The sequence below is a fragment of the Brevibacterium sp. LAARM3_SD1 genome (assembly GCF_057364765.1).
In genome coordinates this window covers 212,365-228,829 of the sequence record NZ_JBNFOL010000001.1, presented here as the reverse complement: position 1 = coordinate 228,829, position 16,465 = coordinate 212,365, and the positions used below count along the sequence as shown (strand labels likewise).

Genomic DNA, 16,465 nt, shown 5'->3' with positions numbered 1-16,465 from the left:
CGCGGCGTTTGGCTAGTGAGAGGGCTTCAGGCATGGCCCGAAGTGTGTCAACAACGTATTGAGACATACTGTCAGCAACGTAATGAGTCAGGTTGTCAGCAACGTAATGAGACAACACAGCCCAGATACCTCGCGCGAGGTTGCTGAGCCGCCGTCGGGTAGCAATAAGGGAGGGTGGGTCAGGCGGCGACCCAACCGCCGTCGATGCTGTGGGCGCTGCCGTTGATGACCGCGGCATGCTCCCCAGCCAGGAAGAGCGCGATGGCCGCGACCTCCTCGGGTTCGGCGAGCTTCGGTACCGCGGAATGGCCGAGGAAGACCTGCTCGAGGACCTCGTCCTCGCTGATGCCGTTCGTCTTCGCCTGGTCGGCGATCTGTCCCTTGACCAGGGGCGTGAGTACATAGCCGGGGTTGATCGCATTGCACGTCACTCCGTGCGGCCCGGCCTCGAGCGCGGTCGTCTTCGTCAGCCCCATGAGCCCGTGCTTCGCCGCGACATAGGCGGACTTGTTCGCCGAGGCGCGCAGACCGTGGACGGAGGAGAGGTTGATGATGCGTCCCCACCCGCGTTCGTACATCCTAGGCAGCACCGCCTTCGTGAGCACGAACGGCGCCTCGAGCATGAGAGTGTTGATCAGCTGCCAGTCCTCGAGCGGAAATTCCGTGATCGGGTGGATCCGCTGGATGCCGGCGTTGTTGACGAGGATGTCGACGTCGAGATCGGTGCCCTCCAACGCCGAGGTGTCCGCCAGGTTGACGGCCCACGCTTCGCCGCCGATGTCGTCGGCAACGGCCTGTGCCGAGTCGGCGTCGACGTCAGCGACGATGACGGAGGCTCCGGCCTGAGCGAAGGACTGGGCGATCGCTTTTCCGAGCCCGGATGCTCCGCCGGTGACGAGAGCGCGTTTGCTGGTGAGATCTCCCAAGAGATGTCCCTTTCGTGGTTCGGGTCAGTGGTACGGATCCAACTTCCTCCCTGCGGAGGGCGAGGATTCATCGAGGTGGGTGCCGCGCACGGTGGCAGGCAATGAGGCGGTGCCGATAGTCACCGACACCGCCCCCTCAAGACGAGCGCTGGCTGGTTTCAGCTGGCGGTGGCAACTCCGCGGCGCACCTTGTCTGCATGGTCGAGAGAGCGCAGGTCGATGCCCTTGGTCTCGCGGGTGTACATGAGAGCGATGAACGAGATGATCGCAGCGGCCAGCAGGTAGAGCGCGATCGGGATCGAGGATCCGAAGGCGTCGAGCAGCGCGGTGGCGATGATCGGCGCGAAGGATCCGGCGACGATCGCCGTGACCTGGTATCCGGTCGAGACGCCCGAGTTGCGCATGCGTGTCGGGAACATCTCGGACATGATCGCCGGCTGACCGGCATACATGAGCGCGTGGAAGACCAGGCCGATGAGCAGGGCGAGGAAGATCATCACGGCGCTGCCGGTGTCATACATCGGGAAGGCGAAGAAGCCCCACGTCGCAGTCAGGATGATGCCCACAGCGTAGGGCAGTTTGCGTCCGATGCGGTCCGTGGCGGCACCGACGATGGGAACGAGAACCGCATGGATCGCGTGCGCGCCGAGGAGGAGGCCGAGGATTTCGGCCGATTCGATCTTCACCTGCGTGGCAAGGTAGGTGATCGAGAAGGTGACCACCAGGTAGTAGTGGATGTTCTCGACGAAGCGCAGACCCATCGCGGCGAAGACCTCACGTGGGTAGCGCTTGAACACGGCCTTGACGCCGTAGTCGACGCCCTCTTCGATCTCTTCTGACTGCACCTCGTCGAAGATCGGAGCGTCGGAGACGCGGGTGCGGATGTAGTAGCCGATGAGGACGATGACGGCAGACAGCCAGAACGAAATGCGCCAACCCCACGACAGGAAGTGCTCTTCGGTGAGCGTCGCGGTGAGGATGAACAGAACTGCAGTGGCGAGCAGGTTGCCCAAGGGAACACCGGACTGCGGGAACGACGCCCAGAAGCCGCGTTCCTTGTTCGGCGCGTGCTCGGCCACGAGGAGGACGGCGCCTCCCCATTCGCCGCCGACGGCAAAGCCCTGGACGACGCGCAGCAGCACGAGGAGGATCGGGGCGAGGTAGCCGATCTGGTCGAATGTCGGCAGGCAGCCCATGAGGAACGTGGCCACACCGACGAGGACGATCGAAAGCTGCAGCAGCTTCTTGCGACCGTATTTATCGCCGAAGTGACCGAAGACGATGCCGCCGACTGGCCGGGCGATGAATCCGACCGCGTAGGTGGCGAAACCGGCCAGGATCGGAGTCAGCGGATTGTCGGAAGGCGGGAACAGAATGTGGTTGAACACCAGTGTGGCGGCCGAACCGTAGAGGAAGAACTCGTACCATTCGACGACCGTTCCGGCCATCGAGGCAGCGACGACCTTGCGCAGCTGAGCACGGATCGACTTCCTCTCAGCATTGCTCTGAGAACTCATGGGACTCCTTCGTTTCCACAATCCGCGTCACCATTGAATGCGCGAATCGACTTGCTCTGGCGCCGACCGGCTGACGGCTCGGGGTACTCAGACCGCATCGGTGCGGCCGGGGAACCCCTGCTTCAGCGCAGTGTCTCGGGCGCTTGGATATTCCTCATCCGAAGATCAGTGTGCGCCACATTACAGAGATTTTGGAAACGACCTGGCCATAATCCGAGAATTTCCGGTGCACATTCGTGCACAGCCGATGTGCGACAGTCAGATGAGACTGCCCCAAGTCCGCAAGGCCCATTGCGGCACGCACGGCACTGCAGGACGCTCCGTCCAGCCTACGAAGAGTCGCCCTGCCAGCTTCAGACGCAACACAGCGGTCCGCGCTCAGAGCATGGCCGGATGAACTCACCGACGGCGCGGAGGCGCCTTCGCATCGCGCTCGGCCATGGAGGCGAGCATCGCATTGTAGGCGCGCAGTTCGGAATCGTCGGTGCGGTCCTCGCTGCGATCGATGCGCTTGGCCTCCCGGTCCGAGGACTTCGCCCATTGGACGCAGACCATGATCGCGATGAAGAGGGTCGGGAACTCGCCGATGCCCCACGCAATGGAACCGCCCAGCTGTTGGTCGTCGATCGCCGTATAGCCCCAGCCTGCGCCGACATTGCCGAACCAATCACCGGCGATCAGCACGTTCGAGCTCATGATCGAAATTCCGAAGAATGCGTGGAAGGCCATCGTCACCAGCAGCATCACGAGACGCATCGGATAGACGGGGCGATTGACCCCTGGATCGATGCCGATGAGGGCCTGCGCGAAAAGATATCCGGCGCCGAGGAAGTGGGCGATCATCAGCTCGTGCCCGATATGGGTATCGAGCGCGTAGTACATGATTCCCGAGTAGTAGAAGACGACGAGCGAACCCGCGAAGTTCACACTCGCCACGATCGGGTGCGCGAAGAAGCGCAGGTACGGAGTATGGACGAGCCAGAGCACCCATTCGCGAACGCCGGCCGACCCGTCCCGCCGGGCCTTCGTTCCGCGCATGAGCATCGTGATCGGTGCGCCGAGCACCAACGGCAGGGGCACGACCATGACCAGGAGCATGTGCTCGATCATGTGCGCAGAGAACTGCACCTCACCGTAGACGCGGGGTCCGCCCGAGGTGACGTAGACGAGGAAGACCATGCCCACCAGCCAGCTGATGAGTCGCAGCACCGGCCATTTGTCACCCCGGCGGCGGAGGTTGATGAACGCCACGACGTAGGCGATCGAGGCGCCCGCTGCGATCGCGATCCACAGCGGATCCATCGACCATTCGCTGAAGTAGCGGGAGAAGCTGGGCTTCGGCGGCAGCGGATCACCGGTGAGGATCTCGGCCGGGGTGGGGTCGCCCACCGGCTCCTGCGACACCGGCGGCTGCGAGCGGGCCAAGGCCACGGCCATGCCCATCGTGACCCCGAAGAGGATGAATTCGACGGTGATGAGGCGCCAGAACTCCACCGTCGCCGAGGCGGCTGTGCCCAAGCGTGAAATGACGAACTGACGGTGCCAGAATCCGATCAGACCGAGCAAGACCGTCGCGAACGCCTTCGCGAGGATGACTTGCCCGTAGGTGGTCATGAGGTCGTCGAAGTCATGCACCCGCAGGAGCGCGTTGACGACACCGGAGAAGACGATGAGACCGAAGGAGATGAGTGCGATCGTCGAATACCGCTCGACGATCGGCTTGAGGTTCTTCGAGACGGCCAGCCGTGTGCCCAGCAGTGCGATGACGAAGAGTCCACCGAGCCAGAGGGCCGCACCGAGGATGTGCAGGCCGAGGCTGTTGACGGCCTGAGTGTGCCCGGAGGCCTCCGCGGAGTGGCCCATCAGCGCCAAGGGAAGGATCACGGCGACACTGAGCACTCCGGCGGCGGCGATGCCGATATGCGAGCGGGTACCGAAGCACAGGGTGGAGGCGACGGCGATGAGGACGACGATGAGCACCCACAGCTGCCCGTAGGCGATCTGAGTGACGAAGACGCCGAGCTGGTTCGAGAAATCGAGGTAGGCCTGAGCACCGACGGTGTCGACGAATGAGAAGACGAGCACGGCGACCGCGGACAGCGTCCACACCACCGAGGAGACTTCGGCGATCCGAATGGCTCTCGTCCACAACGGGTCGAGCGGAAGGTCTTCGTCCGCATTCTTCTGTCGGCGGCTGCGGCCACCCGCAGTGCGAGGAAGGATGAGGACGGCGAACATCAGGGCGCCGACGGTCAGCGACATCGCAGTATTGAAGACGAACTTCGCTGCGGGAAGGCCGAAACGGACGACGGAGCCGGGGTCATTGAGCAGCGTCGGGTTGGCTGCTCCGGTGAAGAAGAGTGCGGCCAGTCCAGCGATCGCCCCGAGGAAGACGACGATGGGGACCGCGGCACGTTGCACGAACCGTGTGATCGGTTCGAAACCTGAAGAACTCACTGTGCGCGGACCGCCCCTTCTGACATGAAACCAGGATATCGTTCGGCGTCGCTGCACTGCCAACCGGGAGATCCCTTCGTGGCCGAGATCTCGGGGAGCCGCCTCGGCGAGGATGGATTCCGTCCGCTGGGACGACGAATCCGCCCCCTATTCGAAGATGCTCCGAGACAGCAAATGGCCCGGATCAGACGATCCGGGCCATTTGACGCTGCTGCGTCGATCAGTTCGGGCTGCCAGCGGCACCCTTCAGCTTCGAACCAGCGGACAGCTTCACGGAGTAGCCGGCCTTGATCTGGATCTCTTCACCGGTCTGCGGGTTGCGACCCTTGCGAGCGGCACGCTCGGTGCGCTCAACGGAGAGCCAGCCGGGGATGGTGAGCTTTTCGCCCTTGGCCACGACGTCGGAGAAGACGTCGAAGACACCATCGAGCACGTCCGAGACCTGCTTCTGGGTCAGGCCGGACTTCTCGGCAACTTCTGCAACGAGCTCACTGCGGTTCTTAGCCATAAAAGTGTCCTCCTTAGGACAAGTCGGTAGGTCACCGGTCCGTTTTTCCGATGACGAACTTCCTCGAGATTACCAGCTTGACTTGGTAACGCCGGGCAACTCGCCGTTGTGAGCCATTTCGCGGAAACGAACTCGGGAGAGTCCGAACTTCCGGAGGTAGCCACGCGGACGGCCGTCGACCTGGTCGCGGTTGCGAACGCGAACCGGCGAAGCATCGCGGGGAAGCTTCTGCAGGGCGAGGCGTGCCTCTTCGCGCTGCTCGTCGGTGGAGTCAGGGTGGGTCAGCTGACGCTTGAGAGTCGCGCGGCGCTCTGCATAGCGTTCAACGATGACGCGACGCTGCTTGTCTTTTGCGATCTTTGACTTCTTAGCCATGTGCGCTCAGCGCTCCTCTCGGAAATCGACGTGCTTGCGGACTACGGGATCGTACTTCTTGAGCACGATGCGGTCCGGGGTGTTGCGGCGGTTCTTGCGGGTCACGTAGGTGTACCCGGTGCCGGCCGTCGACTTGAGCTTGATGATGGGACGAACATCCTGTGCCTTAGCCATCAGAGCTTCACTCCCTTGGCGATGAGTTCGTTGACCACAGCGTCGATTCCGCGAGCGTCGATGACCTTGATGCCCTTAGCGGACAGGGTCAGCGTGACGCTGCGGCGCAGCGACGGAACGTAGTAGCGCTTTTTCTGAATGTTCGGGTTGAAGCGACGCTTCGTGCGGCGCTTCGAGTGGGACACGTTGTGTCCGAAACCAGGGACTGCCCCGGTTACCTGGCAGGTTGCTGCCATGTCTCTCCTCCAGTTCACAAGTTACCGACTCTCGAAACAAGCTCCTGCGGGATCACACGTCAGTGTTCTCCCCGCTCGCTTGCGCCGATGTCGGAAGACATCAACAAATTTTCTCGACTGTCACCGTGAAAATTGTGTACGCCGAAACAGGTCTGCCCGTTCGGGCGAGATGTCTCACCAGCGCTGAAGCCGTAGCCTGTGAGAGATGGCCGAAGCTGGAGTGCAGCGGTGGGTGAGCACCATGTTTGTCGTAGCAGATCGATCGGCGACCGGGCTGCTACGACACAACAAGAATCAATCTTACTGAGACGGCGGGTCGGAGGGCAAATTCATCTCGGTTTCCGTGATGGGGTCTTCGTCACTGATTTCGCTCATCTCGAGGGGTTCATCCGGCCTTTGTCGACGGCAGGAGGGACTTTCACAGCTGGGGTCAAGGCAACTCGGGGATTTCCGCAGTAGGCTTTCGTCGGCAACGCGTCCTGTCAGCGATCCTGTTGAACGTCTGCTCGACTCGTGCCAAGGTAAGTAGATGATTGCCACCACATCTGGCATTCAGGAGGACTGATGAGCGACGTTCCACAGAGGCCGCGCATTCGTCCGGCGACTAGCGACGACTGGCACAAGGGTTCAAGTGAATCCGCTGGTCAGAACCCGTCGTACGGGAATGAGGCGGACCATTCGTCTGCCGATTTCGACAACTCGACCTACTACGAGTATCTCGAACGGCACACGGGGGAACAGTCGATCGCGAAAGCTCGCAGCGGCAACGTCTTCGCCCCTGCCGGACACTCACCTTTCGATGACGCACACTCTGCCGGCTCACATCAGTATGCGAATTCTCAGCCGGCGCAACGGTCTGCCGGCGGTGGTGCCGGCAACGACGTCGGCGGCTCGGCACGAAGTGGGCCTCAGACTCCTCCTCCGCCACAGTTTCCGCCCACCGTCCACAGCGATTCGTCGTCGGGCAATGGCCTGAAGATCACCGTCGTCATCATCGCCATCATCATGATTCTGGCTCTGGTGGGATTCTTCGGCATCCGATGGCTCGCACCCTCGTCTGGCACCGTCCCCGTCGACGTCGGATCCAGCGAGTCGGCAAGCCCGTCGCCCAGCCCGTCCGACGATCTCGTCCAGCCGACGAAGAGCCCGGAACAGCAGCTCGACGACTATACGGCAGACGGCACCGAGAAAGCCGCCGACCTCGAAGGCAAGTGGGTGACTCAGGTGAGCGCGAAGAACGTCGGCCTCGAGGCAGACGGCAAGACGTGGTCAGCGCAGGACATCCTCAACGAGTACGAGGCCAACAAGGTCAAGTATCCGGGCGCGATCCTCATCCACAGCGGCGACTGGGCCTCGTACAAGGACGGCAGCTACTGGGTCACGGTCGTCGACACCGGCTACAGCGATCCGGAACAGGCCCTCGACCAGTGCCGCTCATGGGGCCTCGATCGCAACCACTGCATAGCCAAGCGTCTCGTCAAGGACGGCAGCCCCAAGGACAACAGCGCCTACCTCGACGGGTAGACCGAGCAGTCGCCGCGGCCCGCGCGTTTGAGGATCGGCTCCGGCCATGCGCATGGAGATCCTCACCGTTCTGCCATTCGCTCACGGCCCAGTCTGAAGCAGATAGCCCAGATTTGAAGTTGGGCTGTCTGACTCAGACTGGGCTGCGGCCAGCACTAGGGACAGAAAGTACGCCCCGGCCTCGCATCATGCGAAACCGGGGCGTTCGGGCCTCGTTCAAGCCCACAGCGCCGACGAACAGCCGGCACCGGGGTGAAACCTCAGGCCAACATCAGGGTCGGGTCCTCCAGGCCCCGTCCGACGTCGGCGAGGAACTTCGAGATGATCTCGCCGTCGACGACACGGTGATCGGCGCTGACCGACAGCGTGGTGATCTCACGCGGAACGATCTCGTCGCCCACCACCCACGGCTTCTTCCGGACCTGCCCGAACGCGAGGATCGCGGCCTCACCCGGATTGATGATCGGCGTACCGGCATCGACTCCGAAGACGCCGACGTTCGTGATCGTGATCGTTCCGCCGGCCTGGTCAGCCGGCGGTGTCTTGCCCGACCGCGCCAGAGCGGTGAGATCCTGAATGCCCTGCGCCAGTTCGCCCAGACCCATGGCCTGCGCGTTCTTGATGTTCGGCACGATCAGTCCGCGCGGAGTGGCGGCGGCGATGCCGAGGTTGACGTACTTCTTCACGACGATCTCGTCGCCCTCGAGGCACGAGTTGATCCGCGGATTGCGTCCCACGGCCCAGGCCACGGCCTTGGCGACGATGAGCAGAGGCGAGACCTTGACTTCCTCGCCCAGGAACTTCGTCGACTTCAGCCGGCGGACCATCGCCATCGTCTCGGTGACGTCCACGTCGAGGAACTCGGTGACATGCGGCATCGTGAAGGCCGAATCGACCATGGCCTTAGCCATCATCTTCGTCACGCCCTTGAACGGGATCCGCTCTTCGAGCGCTCCCTGGTCACTCGCCGAGGCGGCCGCCGGTGCCGTCGCACCCGCCGTGGGAGCGGTCGCCTGGTTCGCGGCGTCGTGCACATCGTCGCGCGTGACGTCCCCGCGGGAACCGGTCGGAGTCACCTGGGACAAGTCGACGCCCAGATCCTTCGCAAGCTTCCGCACGGGCGGCTTCGCCAACGGCTTGCCCGGTGAGGCAGGTGCCGATGCGGGCTGTGCCTGCGCGGCCGGAGCTGCTGCGGGTGCGGGCGGGGCCGCCTCCGAAGGCGGTTCAACCGGGGCTACCGGCGTTGCCGGCGCTGCGGCAGCGGCAGGAGCCGGGACGGAAGCGCCCCTGCGCGGACGCCGCTTCGACGAGGTCTCCTTCGCTCCATATCCGACGAGGGTGGCTCCGCCGTCGGCATCACCGGACTCCTCGGCCGACTTCTCAGCCGAACCGGAAGCAGGCGCACCAGCGGAGGCAGGGGCCGCCTCGGCGCTGGAATCATCTCCGCCGAACCGGATGATCGGGGTGCCGACCTCGATGGTCTGACCCTCCTCGACCAATAGGGCACCAACGGTGCCGGCCTGCGGGCTGGGCAGCTCGACGAGCGACTTCGCGGTCTCGACCTCGACGAGGATCTGATTGACGGTGACGGTGTCGCCGGGGGCGACCTTCCACGCGACGATGTCGGCCTCGGTCAGGCCCTCACCGACGTCGGGAAGAGGAAATTCGAATGACATTCTTGACTCTCCTCGAAATCAGTAGGACAGGGCCCGATCGACACCATCGAAGATGCGATCGAGGTCGGGCAGGTAGTGTTCTTCCATCCGCGAGCCGGGGTACGGGGTGTGGTAACCGCCGACCCGGATGACCGGGGCTTCGAGGTTGAAGAAGCAGCGTTCGGTGATGCGTGCTGCGATCTCAGAGCCCAGCCCCAGGAAGGTCGGAGCCTCGTGGGCGACGACCAGTCGGCCGGTCTTCGTCACGGACTTCTCGATCGCGTTGAAGTCGATCGGGTTGAGGCTGCGCAGGTCGATGAGTTCGACGCTCTTGCCTTCCTCCGCGGCCGCGGTGACCACGTCCTGCGCGGTCGGCACGAGCGGACCGTAGGCGACGAGGGTGACGTCGGTGCCTTCGGATACGACTCGGGCGTCGTGCATGCCCAGCTCGCCCCGGGCGGAGGTGTCGACGTCCCCGCGCATCCAGTAACGGCGCTTGGGTTCGAAGAACATCACCGGGTCTTCGCTCTTGATCGCGTCCTGAATCATCCAGTACGCATCATGAGCGTTCGACGGAGAGATGAGCCGCAGTCCGGCGTGGTGTGCGAACACGGTCTCGGGACTTTCCGAGTGGTGCTCGGGTGAGCCGATGCCGCCGCCGTAGGGCACGCGGACGACCACCGGGATGTTCTCTTTGCCCAGCGTGCGGTTGTACAGCTTCGCCACCTGGGTGACGATCTGGTCGTAGGCAGGGAAGATGAATGCGTCGAACTGGATCTCGATGACGGGACGGTAGCCGCGGATGGCCATGCCGATCGAGGTGCCGACGATGCCGGACTCGGCCAGCGGGGCATCGATGACGCGTTGGGGACCGAAGTCCTTCTGCAGTCCTTCGGTGACGCGGAAGACGCCGCCGAGCTTGCCGATGTCCTCACCGATGAGGACGACCTTCGGGTCGTCCTCCATGGCCTTGCGCATTCCGGCGGTGATCGCCTTAGAGAGGGGAAGTTTCTCCATCAGGCCTCACCCGCATCGGCGAACGAGGCCTGGTATGCCAGGAATTCGGCACGTTCCTCGTCGACGAGGGAGTGGGGTTCCGCGGTGACATGCGCGAACATCTCGACGCCGTCGGGGTTCTCCATGGTCATGCAGTTGTGGCGGATACGAGCGGCCAGGGTGTCGGCCTCGGCGTCCACCTCGGCGAAGAATTCGTCGCTGGTCTCGGTGTGCTTGTCCAGGTAGGCCTTGAGACGGGTGATCGGGTCGCGGTCCTCCCAGATCTCCTCTTCGGCCTTGTCGCGGTACTTCGTCGGGTCATCGGCCGTGGTGTGGGCACCACGACGGTAGGTGAAGGCTTCGATGAGCATCGGGCCGTGGCCGGCGCGCACGGAATCGAGGCTGGCGCGGGCGACGGAGTACATCGCGATGATGTCGTTGCCATCGACGCGGATTCCGGGAACTCCGAATCCTTCGCCGCGGGTGGACAGCGGCGCCGCGGACTGGACGTGAGTGGGCTCGGAGATGGCCCACTGGTTGTTCTGGCAGAAGAACAGGACCGGGGCGTGGAAGGCTCCGGCGAAGGTCAGCGCTTCGGAGACATCGCCCTGCGAGGTCGCGCCGTCGCCGAAGCAGGCGATGGCGACCGTGTCGCGTTCGATGTCGCCGGTGCCGACGTCGCCGTCCATGGAGATGCCCATGGCGTAGCCGGTGGCGTGCAGGGTCTGCGAGCCGATGACGATGGTGTAGGTGTGGAACCGGTGCTCCTGCGGATCCCAGCCGCCGTGGTTCTGACCGCGGAAGATGCTGAGCAGGGTTTCGGGTTCGACACCGCGGGTGTAGGCGAGGCCGTGTTCGCGGTAGGTGGGGAAGACGAAGTCTTGGGGGCGAGCGGCCCGTCCCATGCCGATCTGGGCTGCTTCCTGTCCGAACAGAGGTGCCCACAGGCCCAACTGTCCCTGACGCTGCAGAGCAGCTCCTTCGGCGTCGATGCGGCGGACCAGGACCATATCCCGGTAGAAGCCGCGCAGATCCTCATCGGTGAGTTCTGCTGCGAAGGCATCGTACTCACCGGATTCGACGCGGTTTCCGTCTTCGGTGAGCATCTGGATCATTCTGGGCTCCGAGGACTGACTGTGGGCAGCGCCGGTTCCCACTGAAATGTTGGAGGTCATTTCAGTTCTCCTTTGTTCGAGGTCCAACTTCACCGGAGGTGACCAGTGGTGGACCGTGTCCGTCGGGCAGGCCCTCGGATGTGAGAACTCGCCCTCGAGTGATCTGATTCACAGGTGCTATAACAATACCGAATCCACTCACTGCTTGCCACTCTCCCCATGCGGTTCGAGTATCAAAAGTGCAGGTCAGGAACAGACTATGGCCCGAGCTCGACACATGTGGCCGAGTTCCAAAGCGTTCCGTGGACAATTGTCGATCACGGCAGAGATGCTCCATCGTCCGACCAATGCACATCCGAGCACCGAGGCGGCCCTTCTTCGGGAGGTCGTGTGCAGGATTCGCACGATCCCATCGCGCGCCGAGGCGGCCCATCCTCGGGAGATCGAGTGCAGCTTCCATGAGCTCCGTCGGTGCACGAGGTGTCCCATCGTTTCGATGCCGAGGGCCGTGCCGCGAAACCGAGTTCAGTGGCGTTTGCGCTTGCCCTGGTAGTCGCGCGTCTTCGCGAGGTCACCGGTGAAGAAGCCCGAGTTCTTCGAGGTGAAGCGGTCGAAGCCGGGATTGCCGGCCCGCAGCAGCAGGCCGATCGAAGCAGCATAGGCGACCGACGAGTGTGCCGCCCCGGCCGAAGCGAACATCTCATCGAGCTCGGCATCGGACTTGTTCGCAAGCTCGGGGACCTTGCGCAGTTCATCGGGGTCGTAGTCGACGGTGATCGTCGACCAGTTCTTCGCCGCCGGGTTCTCATTGCCGTCGAGATCGGGCACGAGGTCCTGTTCATGTTCGATGGAGAGCACGTCGATTTCCGAATCGATGGCGAAATCGGAGACCGGAGCACCGACCGTCATCAGGGCAGTGACGTTGACATCGTCGAGGAACGCCGGGTCCGCGGCCAGAGATCCTGCGGTGATCCCTCCCTGCGAATACCCGACGAGCATGACCTCGGCGTCGCGTCCGATCCCGGCATCGGCGATCGCCTGGCGCACCATCTCACGCATTACGGTGTCATTGCCGGCCATCCCCTGCACGTTCGTCGTCAGGTCCGTCGTGTTGACCCCGGACTTCGGCGACCAGTCGGTGGTGGCCGGAACGTAGACGATATAGCGGGTCGTCCCATCGGGGCCGACGATCTCCTCGATGCGGACCTGGCCGGAATCGGCTCCGCGGTGACGGTTCGCTTCGCGGATGAAGAGGTCTTCGACGTCACGCGGCGGCTCCTTGTGCGGCGGAGTCAGCCCTTTTGCCCTCCACACTTCGACGTCGGAGGGCAGCAGCAGTCCGAACGCGTTCGCACCGGCCAGGACCCAGATCGTCATCGACGTCGAGTCGTGCGGCCAGAATCCGTGGTCGCCATCGGCGTTGAGGACGAACGGCGGCAGACCCAGGAACCCGACGACGACGCCCGGAAGCACGTGCTCGATGACGGCACCGGAGACGTCGGACTGCTCGAACGCGAACGTGATCAGCGCTTCCTTCGCTTGCGCCTTCGTTTTGCCCAGGTCGATGCCGAACTGTTTGGTGATGACATCGTCGAGTCCGGTGGCGTCGAGGATCTTCGTGACCACGACGACCTGGGCGCCGACGACGAGCGCGACGGGAATGATGACGGGCAGGCTGAGCGCGATGATGCGACCGGTCGCGTAGCCGAGGGCGTCGAGCAGTCCGCCGAAGACTTCGCTGATCCCCTTCTCCGCCTGTCGGTAGGCGAAGGAAGCGGCCCGAACTGCGACCAGTGTGGCTTCGAGCTCGAGCACCGAGGCGGCGAGCTGGCTGTGGAATCGGATCCTGCAGGCATCGAGGTTGAGCGCAGTCACGGGGGCCGGGACCTGGGTGAGCAGAGTCGCGAGGTCGAAGTCCCCGACAGCAGCGTCGACGGTCAGGTCGCCGATACCTGAGATGACGGTCTGCAGTGCGTCTCCGCTGTCATCGGCGCGTTCGTCGACGGTGATCCGCCCGCCGCCGCGCGTCGTCGAATCGATCATCGCCCGTCTCCCCTCACGCCCCGGCCCGTGCCGGCTTCTTCCGCGTGTCCCGTTCCCCGCCGGGCCCTGAGGCCACGAGTTCCCAGCGGACTCCTGCTGCCGCCGTCACTTCGGGGCTCCTGCCGTCAGCGTCCGGGTGAGCACGGCGCTGAGCAGTTGTCGCACCGCCGCATCTCCCGCGACGACCTCGCTGTCGACGGTGACGGAGTCGCCGGCGCGCTCGATGACCGGCCGAAACCAGACCCCGTCCTTTCGACGGAGGAACTCCAGTCCCGTGCCTCCCTGTCCGGATGCCCAGCTGAGCGTGAGCACGCAATCCTGTTCGACGAGTTCGGCGAGATCCTCGACGACGTGCCCGATCCGTCCCGGTTCGATCCTGCGCAGCAGCTGATGCTGCGCGAAGTCCTCAAGCCCTTCGCCCTGCAGAGCGAGGACCGCGAGCCCGACCCCCGGCCCCAGACACAGCGCCAGGTGCACGGTTTCGGCTCCCGATGACACGACGACGCTGATGCGCGTGGTCACTCGGTCGAGTTCGGAGGCGAAGCCGCGCAGCCATGCGGTGAGGACATCGATGTCTCGCTTCGCTGTCCCCGTGACCCCGCTGGCCGTCCCCGGCGCCGCGCTGGCCGCCCCAGCGGCGACAGCCCCCGAGGCTGTGGCGGCATCCCCAACCACTGCGTCAGCCGTGCCTGGTTCTGTCCCACCCAGTTCCGTTGCGGCGCTGGCCCTCCCAATCTTCGCCGAGGCGGCTCGGGAGTCCTGTCCGACCCGGCGAGGGAGCAGATCAGGCGGCCAGAGACGACGCAGACGTTCCGGCAGCCTGATGATCCGGTCGAGGTCGACGACGATCCAGCTGTCGATTCCGGCGGTCTCTCGCGCGGCGGGTCGGGCGTTCACAGTTGGATCCGCCCTCCCACCGACACAACCTGCAGGTGGAGGTCATACGCCTCGGCGAGCTTCTCCGCCCGCTCGCCCAGACGGTCGATCGATTCCGCACACGACGCCACCCTGTCATCGAGCAGCGCTCCCGCCGGGGAATCCCAGCCGTCGATCTGGCGGCAGCTCTGCGCCAGGGAGCGCAGCACCTCCGCTCGCCGTCTCCACTGCTCGCGATTGCGCTCCAGCTCGTCCGTGATCATGCCTCAGCCCTCCCACCTGTCCGTCCGGCATCTGCGACCGAATCCGGCACCCATGCCCGAATCCGGTGTCCGTACCCGAATCACTCGACCGTAGGAGGGCGCGGGGCAGGGGCGGAAGCCTCGATTTCAGGGTTGGGGAAGAGCGCCGAGCATCCACAAGGCGCTGATGGCGAAGTCATCGCCGAATCCACAGGCGGAAACGCCCGAGTCCAGCTCTCCTTCCGGGTCTACCGGCCGGTAGACCCGGACGGGTGCCGCCCCGGTTCGCCGCTCATGAGAAAATGAGGGCATGCCGACTGTTTCCCTTGCCGAAATCTCGCCCGCCATCGCTCTCGGACCGCTTGATGGTCGCTACCGCAAAGACACCGCTGACCTCGTCGATCACCTCTCCGAGGCGGCTCTCAACCGCAATCGCATCACGGTCGAGATCGAATGGTTCATCCACCTCGCCCAGAACTCGGTGATCGAGGGCGTCCGCACCCTCACCCCCGATGAGGTCGACGGACTGCGTGCCTTCGCCGCCGACTTCGACGCCGACACCATCGCCACGCTGGCCGCTCATGAAGCCGTCACCGTCCACGACGTCAAGGCCGTCGAATACACAATCAAAGAAGCCCTAGTGAAGATCGGCGCCGAGGATCTCGGTGAGCTCGTCCACTTCTGCTGCACGTCCGAAGACATCAACAACCTCTCCTGGGCGCTGGGAATCAAGGGCGCCACCGAACAGGTGTGGTTGCCGCGAGCGAAGGCCCTCATCGACGCTCTCGCCGAGTCCGCCGCGGAGCTGGCCGAGGTGCCGATGCTCGCCCACACCCACGGTCAGCCGGCCACCCCGACGACGATGGGCAAGGAACTCGCGGTCTTCGTCCACCGCCTGCGCCGCCAGTACGAACGCATCGCCGCCACAGAGTTCCTCGGCAAGATCAACGGCGCCACCGGCACCTATTCCGCTCACCTGGCGGCCGTGCCGGGAGCCGATTGGCCGCAGATCGCACGCACCTTCGTCGAAGACCGCCTCGGGCTGAGCTTCAACGCTCTGACAACACAGATCGAGTCGCACGACTGGAACGCCGAACTGTTCGCCGATATCGCTCGGTTCAACAGGATCGCGCACAACCTGGCCACCGACATGTGGACCTACATCTCGATGAACTACTTCAAGCAGATCCCCGTCGCCGGTGCGACCGGTTCGTCGACGATGCCGCACAAGGTCAACCCGATCCGGTTCGAGAACGCCGAAGCGAACCTCGAGCTCTCCTGCGCCCTGCTCGATTCCCTCGGTTCGACGCTGGTCACCTCGCGGATGCAGCGCGACCTCACCGACTCGACCTCGCAGCGCAATATCGGCGTCGCCTACGGCCACTCCGTGCTCGCGCTCAACAACCTTGTCAAGGGCCTCGGTGCCCTCGCGATCAACGAGGATGCTCTGGCCGCCGACCTCGACGGCAACTGGGAGGTCCTCGGCGAAGCAGTCCAGTCGGTCATGCGTGCCGCCGGGCTGCAAGGCGTGCCGGGCATGGACAACCCGTACGAAACGCTCAAGGAACTCACTCGCGGCAAGCGCATCAACCAGGCCGATCTGCAGACGTTCGTCGACGGCCTCGGCCTGCCCGAGGAGCGTGCCGAACTGCTCAAGGCTCTGACGCCTGCCACCTACACCGGTGTGGCCGCTCAGCTCGCCGAGTCCGAGGTGTCTGACTGGAAGGCATTCAGCGAAGGCTGATCCAAGACGCTGACGACGCATCGCGGCCGGTCTCCGAATCGGAGACGCGCGATGCGTATGTCGCTGATCGGCCGACG

The 16,465-nt window shown here is 64.2% G+C and carries 15 protein-coding genes; 2 read left to right on the top strand and 13 right to left on the bottom strand.

What is annotated here, in order from left to right:
- Positions 1 to 179: 179 nt before the first annotated feature.
- From AC2W7L_RS01035 to rpmB, 7 genes are all read right to left on the bottom strand, one after another.
- Positions 180 to 926 carry a 3-hydroxybutyrate dehydrogenase gene (locus AC2W7L_RS01035; RefSeq protein ID WP_486002865.1) on the bottom strand — a complete coding sequence of 249 codons (747 nt, stop codon included), beginning with the start codon at positions 924 to 926 and terminating at the stop codon, positions 180 to 182.
- A gap of 158 nt (positions 927 to 1,084) precedes the next feature.
- Complete coding sequence (locus AC2W7L_RS01030; RefSeq protein WP_323127761.1) at positions 1,085 to 2,443, bottom strand: MFS transporter; 1,359 nt, start codon at positions 2,441 to 2,443, stop codon at positions 1,085 to 1,087.
- 399 nt (positions 2,444 to 2,842) lie between these two features.
- Positions 2,843 to 4,864 (bottom strand): bifunctional copper resistance protein CopD/cytochrome c oxidase assembly protein, encoded by a 2,022-nt coding sequence (locus AC2W7L_RS01025; protein ID WP_486002864.1) that lies wholly within the window; start codon positions 4,862 to 4,864, stop codon positions 2,843 to 2,845.
- 256 nt (positions 4,865 to 5,120) lie between these two features.
- Complete coding sequence (locus AC2W7L_RS01020; protein WP_025779153.1) at positions 5,121 to 5,408, bottom strand: HU family DNA-binding protein; 288 nt, start codon at positions 5,406 to 5,408, stop codon at positions 5,121 to 5,123.
- Positions 5,409 to 5,477: 69 nt separating this feature from the next.
- On the bottom strand, positions 5,478 to 5,783 hold the full coding sequence (gene rpsN / locus AC2W7L_RS01015; RefSeq protein WP_025779151.1) for a 30S ribosomal protein S14: 306 nt from the start codon (positions 5,781 to 5,783) through the stop codon (positions 5,478 to 5,480).
- A 6-nt stretch (positions 5,784 to 5,789) separates the two neighbouring features.
- Positions 5,790 to 5,957: a 50S ribosomal protein L33 gene (gene rpmG, locus AC2W7L_RS01010; RefSeq protein WP_092010042.1), complete on the bottom strand. Its 168-nt coding sequence runs from the start codon at positions 5,955 to 5,957 to the stop codon at positions 5,790 to 5,792.
- Positions 5,957 to 6,193, bottom strand: a complete 237-nt coding sequence (rpmB, locus tag AC2W7L_RS01005; protein ID WP_039211930.1) for a 50S ribosomal protein L28 — start codon at positions 6,191 to 6,193, stop codon at positions 5,957 to 5,959. Before rpmB ends, rpmG begins: the two co-directional genes overlap by 1 nt.
- Positions 6,194 to 6,757: 564 nt before the next feature.
- On the opposite strand from rpmB, the gene AC2W7L_RS01000 reads away from it, so the two are divergent.
- A complete protein-coding gene (locus AC2W7L_RS01000; protein WP_486002863.1) occupies positions 6,758 to 7,717 on the top strand; it encodes a protein kinase in 960 nt (319 codons plus the stop codon).
- Positions 7,718 to 7,977: 260 nt separating this feature from the next.
- Here the strand turns inward: AC2W7L_RS01000 and AC2W7L_RS00995 are convergent, their stop codons facing one another.
- The 6 genes from AC2W7L_RS00995 to AC2W7L_RS00970 all read right to left on the bottom strand — a co-directional run bounded on the left by AC2W7L_RS00995 (position 7,978) and on the right by AC2W7L_RS00970 (position 14,665).
- The gene (locus AC2W7L_RS00995) at positions 7,978 to 9,393 is read right to left on the bottom strand and encodes a dihydrolipoamide acetyltransferase family protein (RefSeq protein ID WP_486002862.1); all 1,416 of its coding nucleotides are present in this window, start codon (positions 9,391 to 9,393) and stop codon (positions 7,978 to 7,980) included.
- 18 nt (positions 9,394 to 9,411) lie between these two features.
- Positions 9,412 to 10,389, bottom strand: a complete 978-nt coding sequence (locus AC2W7L_RS00990) for an alpha-ketoacid dehydrogenase subunit beta (RefSeq protein ID WP_486002861.1) — start codon at positions 10,387 to 10,389, stop codon at positions 9,412 to 9,414.
- A complete protein-coding gene (gene pdhA / locus AC2W7L_RS00985; protein ID WP_486002860.1) occupies positions 10,389 to 11,543 on the bottom strand; it encodes a pyruvate dehydrogenase (acetyl-transferring) E1 component subunit alpha in 1,155 nt (384 codons plus the stop codon). The genes AC2W7L_RS00990 and pdhA overlap by 1 nt, the downstream gene beginning before the upstream one ends.
- Before the next feature lie 465 nt (positions 11,544 to 12,008).
- Positions 12,009 to 13,526, bottom strand: a complete 1,518-nt coding sequence (locus tag AC2W7L_RS00980; protein ID WP_486002859.1) for a hypothetical protein — start codon at positions 13,524 to 13,526, stop codon at positions 12,009 to 12,011.
- Between the two features lie 105 nt (positions 13,527 to 13,631).
- A complete protein-coding gene (locus tag AC2W7L_RS00975; RefSeq protein ID WP_486002858.1) occupies positions 13,632 to 14,423 on the bottom strand; it encodes a hypothetical protein in 792 nt (263 codons plus the stop codon).
- Complete coding sequence (locus AC2W7L_RS00970) at positions 14,420 to 14,665, bottom strand: hypothetical protein (RefSeq protein ID WP_486002857.1); 246 nt, start codon at positions 14,663 to 14,665, stop codon at positions 14,420 to 14,422. Before AC2W7L_RS00970 ends, AC2W7L_RS00975 begins: the two co-directional genes overlap by 4 nt.
- Before the next feature lie 289 nt (positions 14,666 to 14,954).
- Here AC2W7L_RS00970 and purB point away from each other — a divergent pair, with 289 nt between their 5' ends.
- The gene (gene purB, locus AC2W7L_RS00965) at positions 14,955 to 16,388 is read left to right on the top strand and encodes an adenylosuccinate lyase (protein ID WP_486002856.1); all 1,434 of its coding nucleotides are present in this window, start codon (positions 14,955 to 14,957) and stop codon (positions 16,386 to 16,388) included.
- Positions 16,389 to 16,465 lie beyond the last annotated feature (77 nt).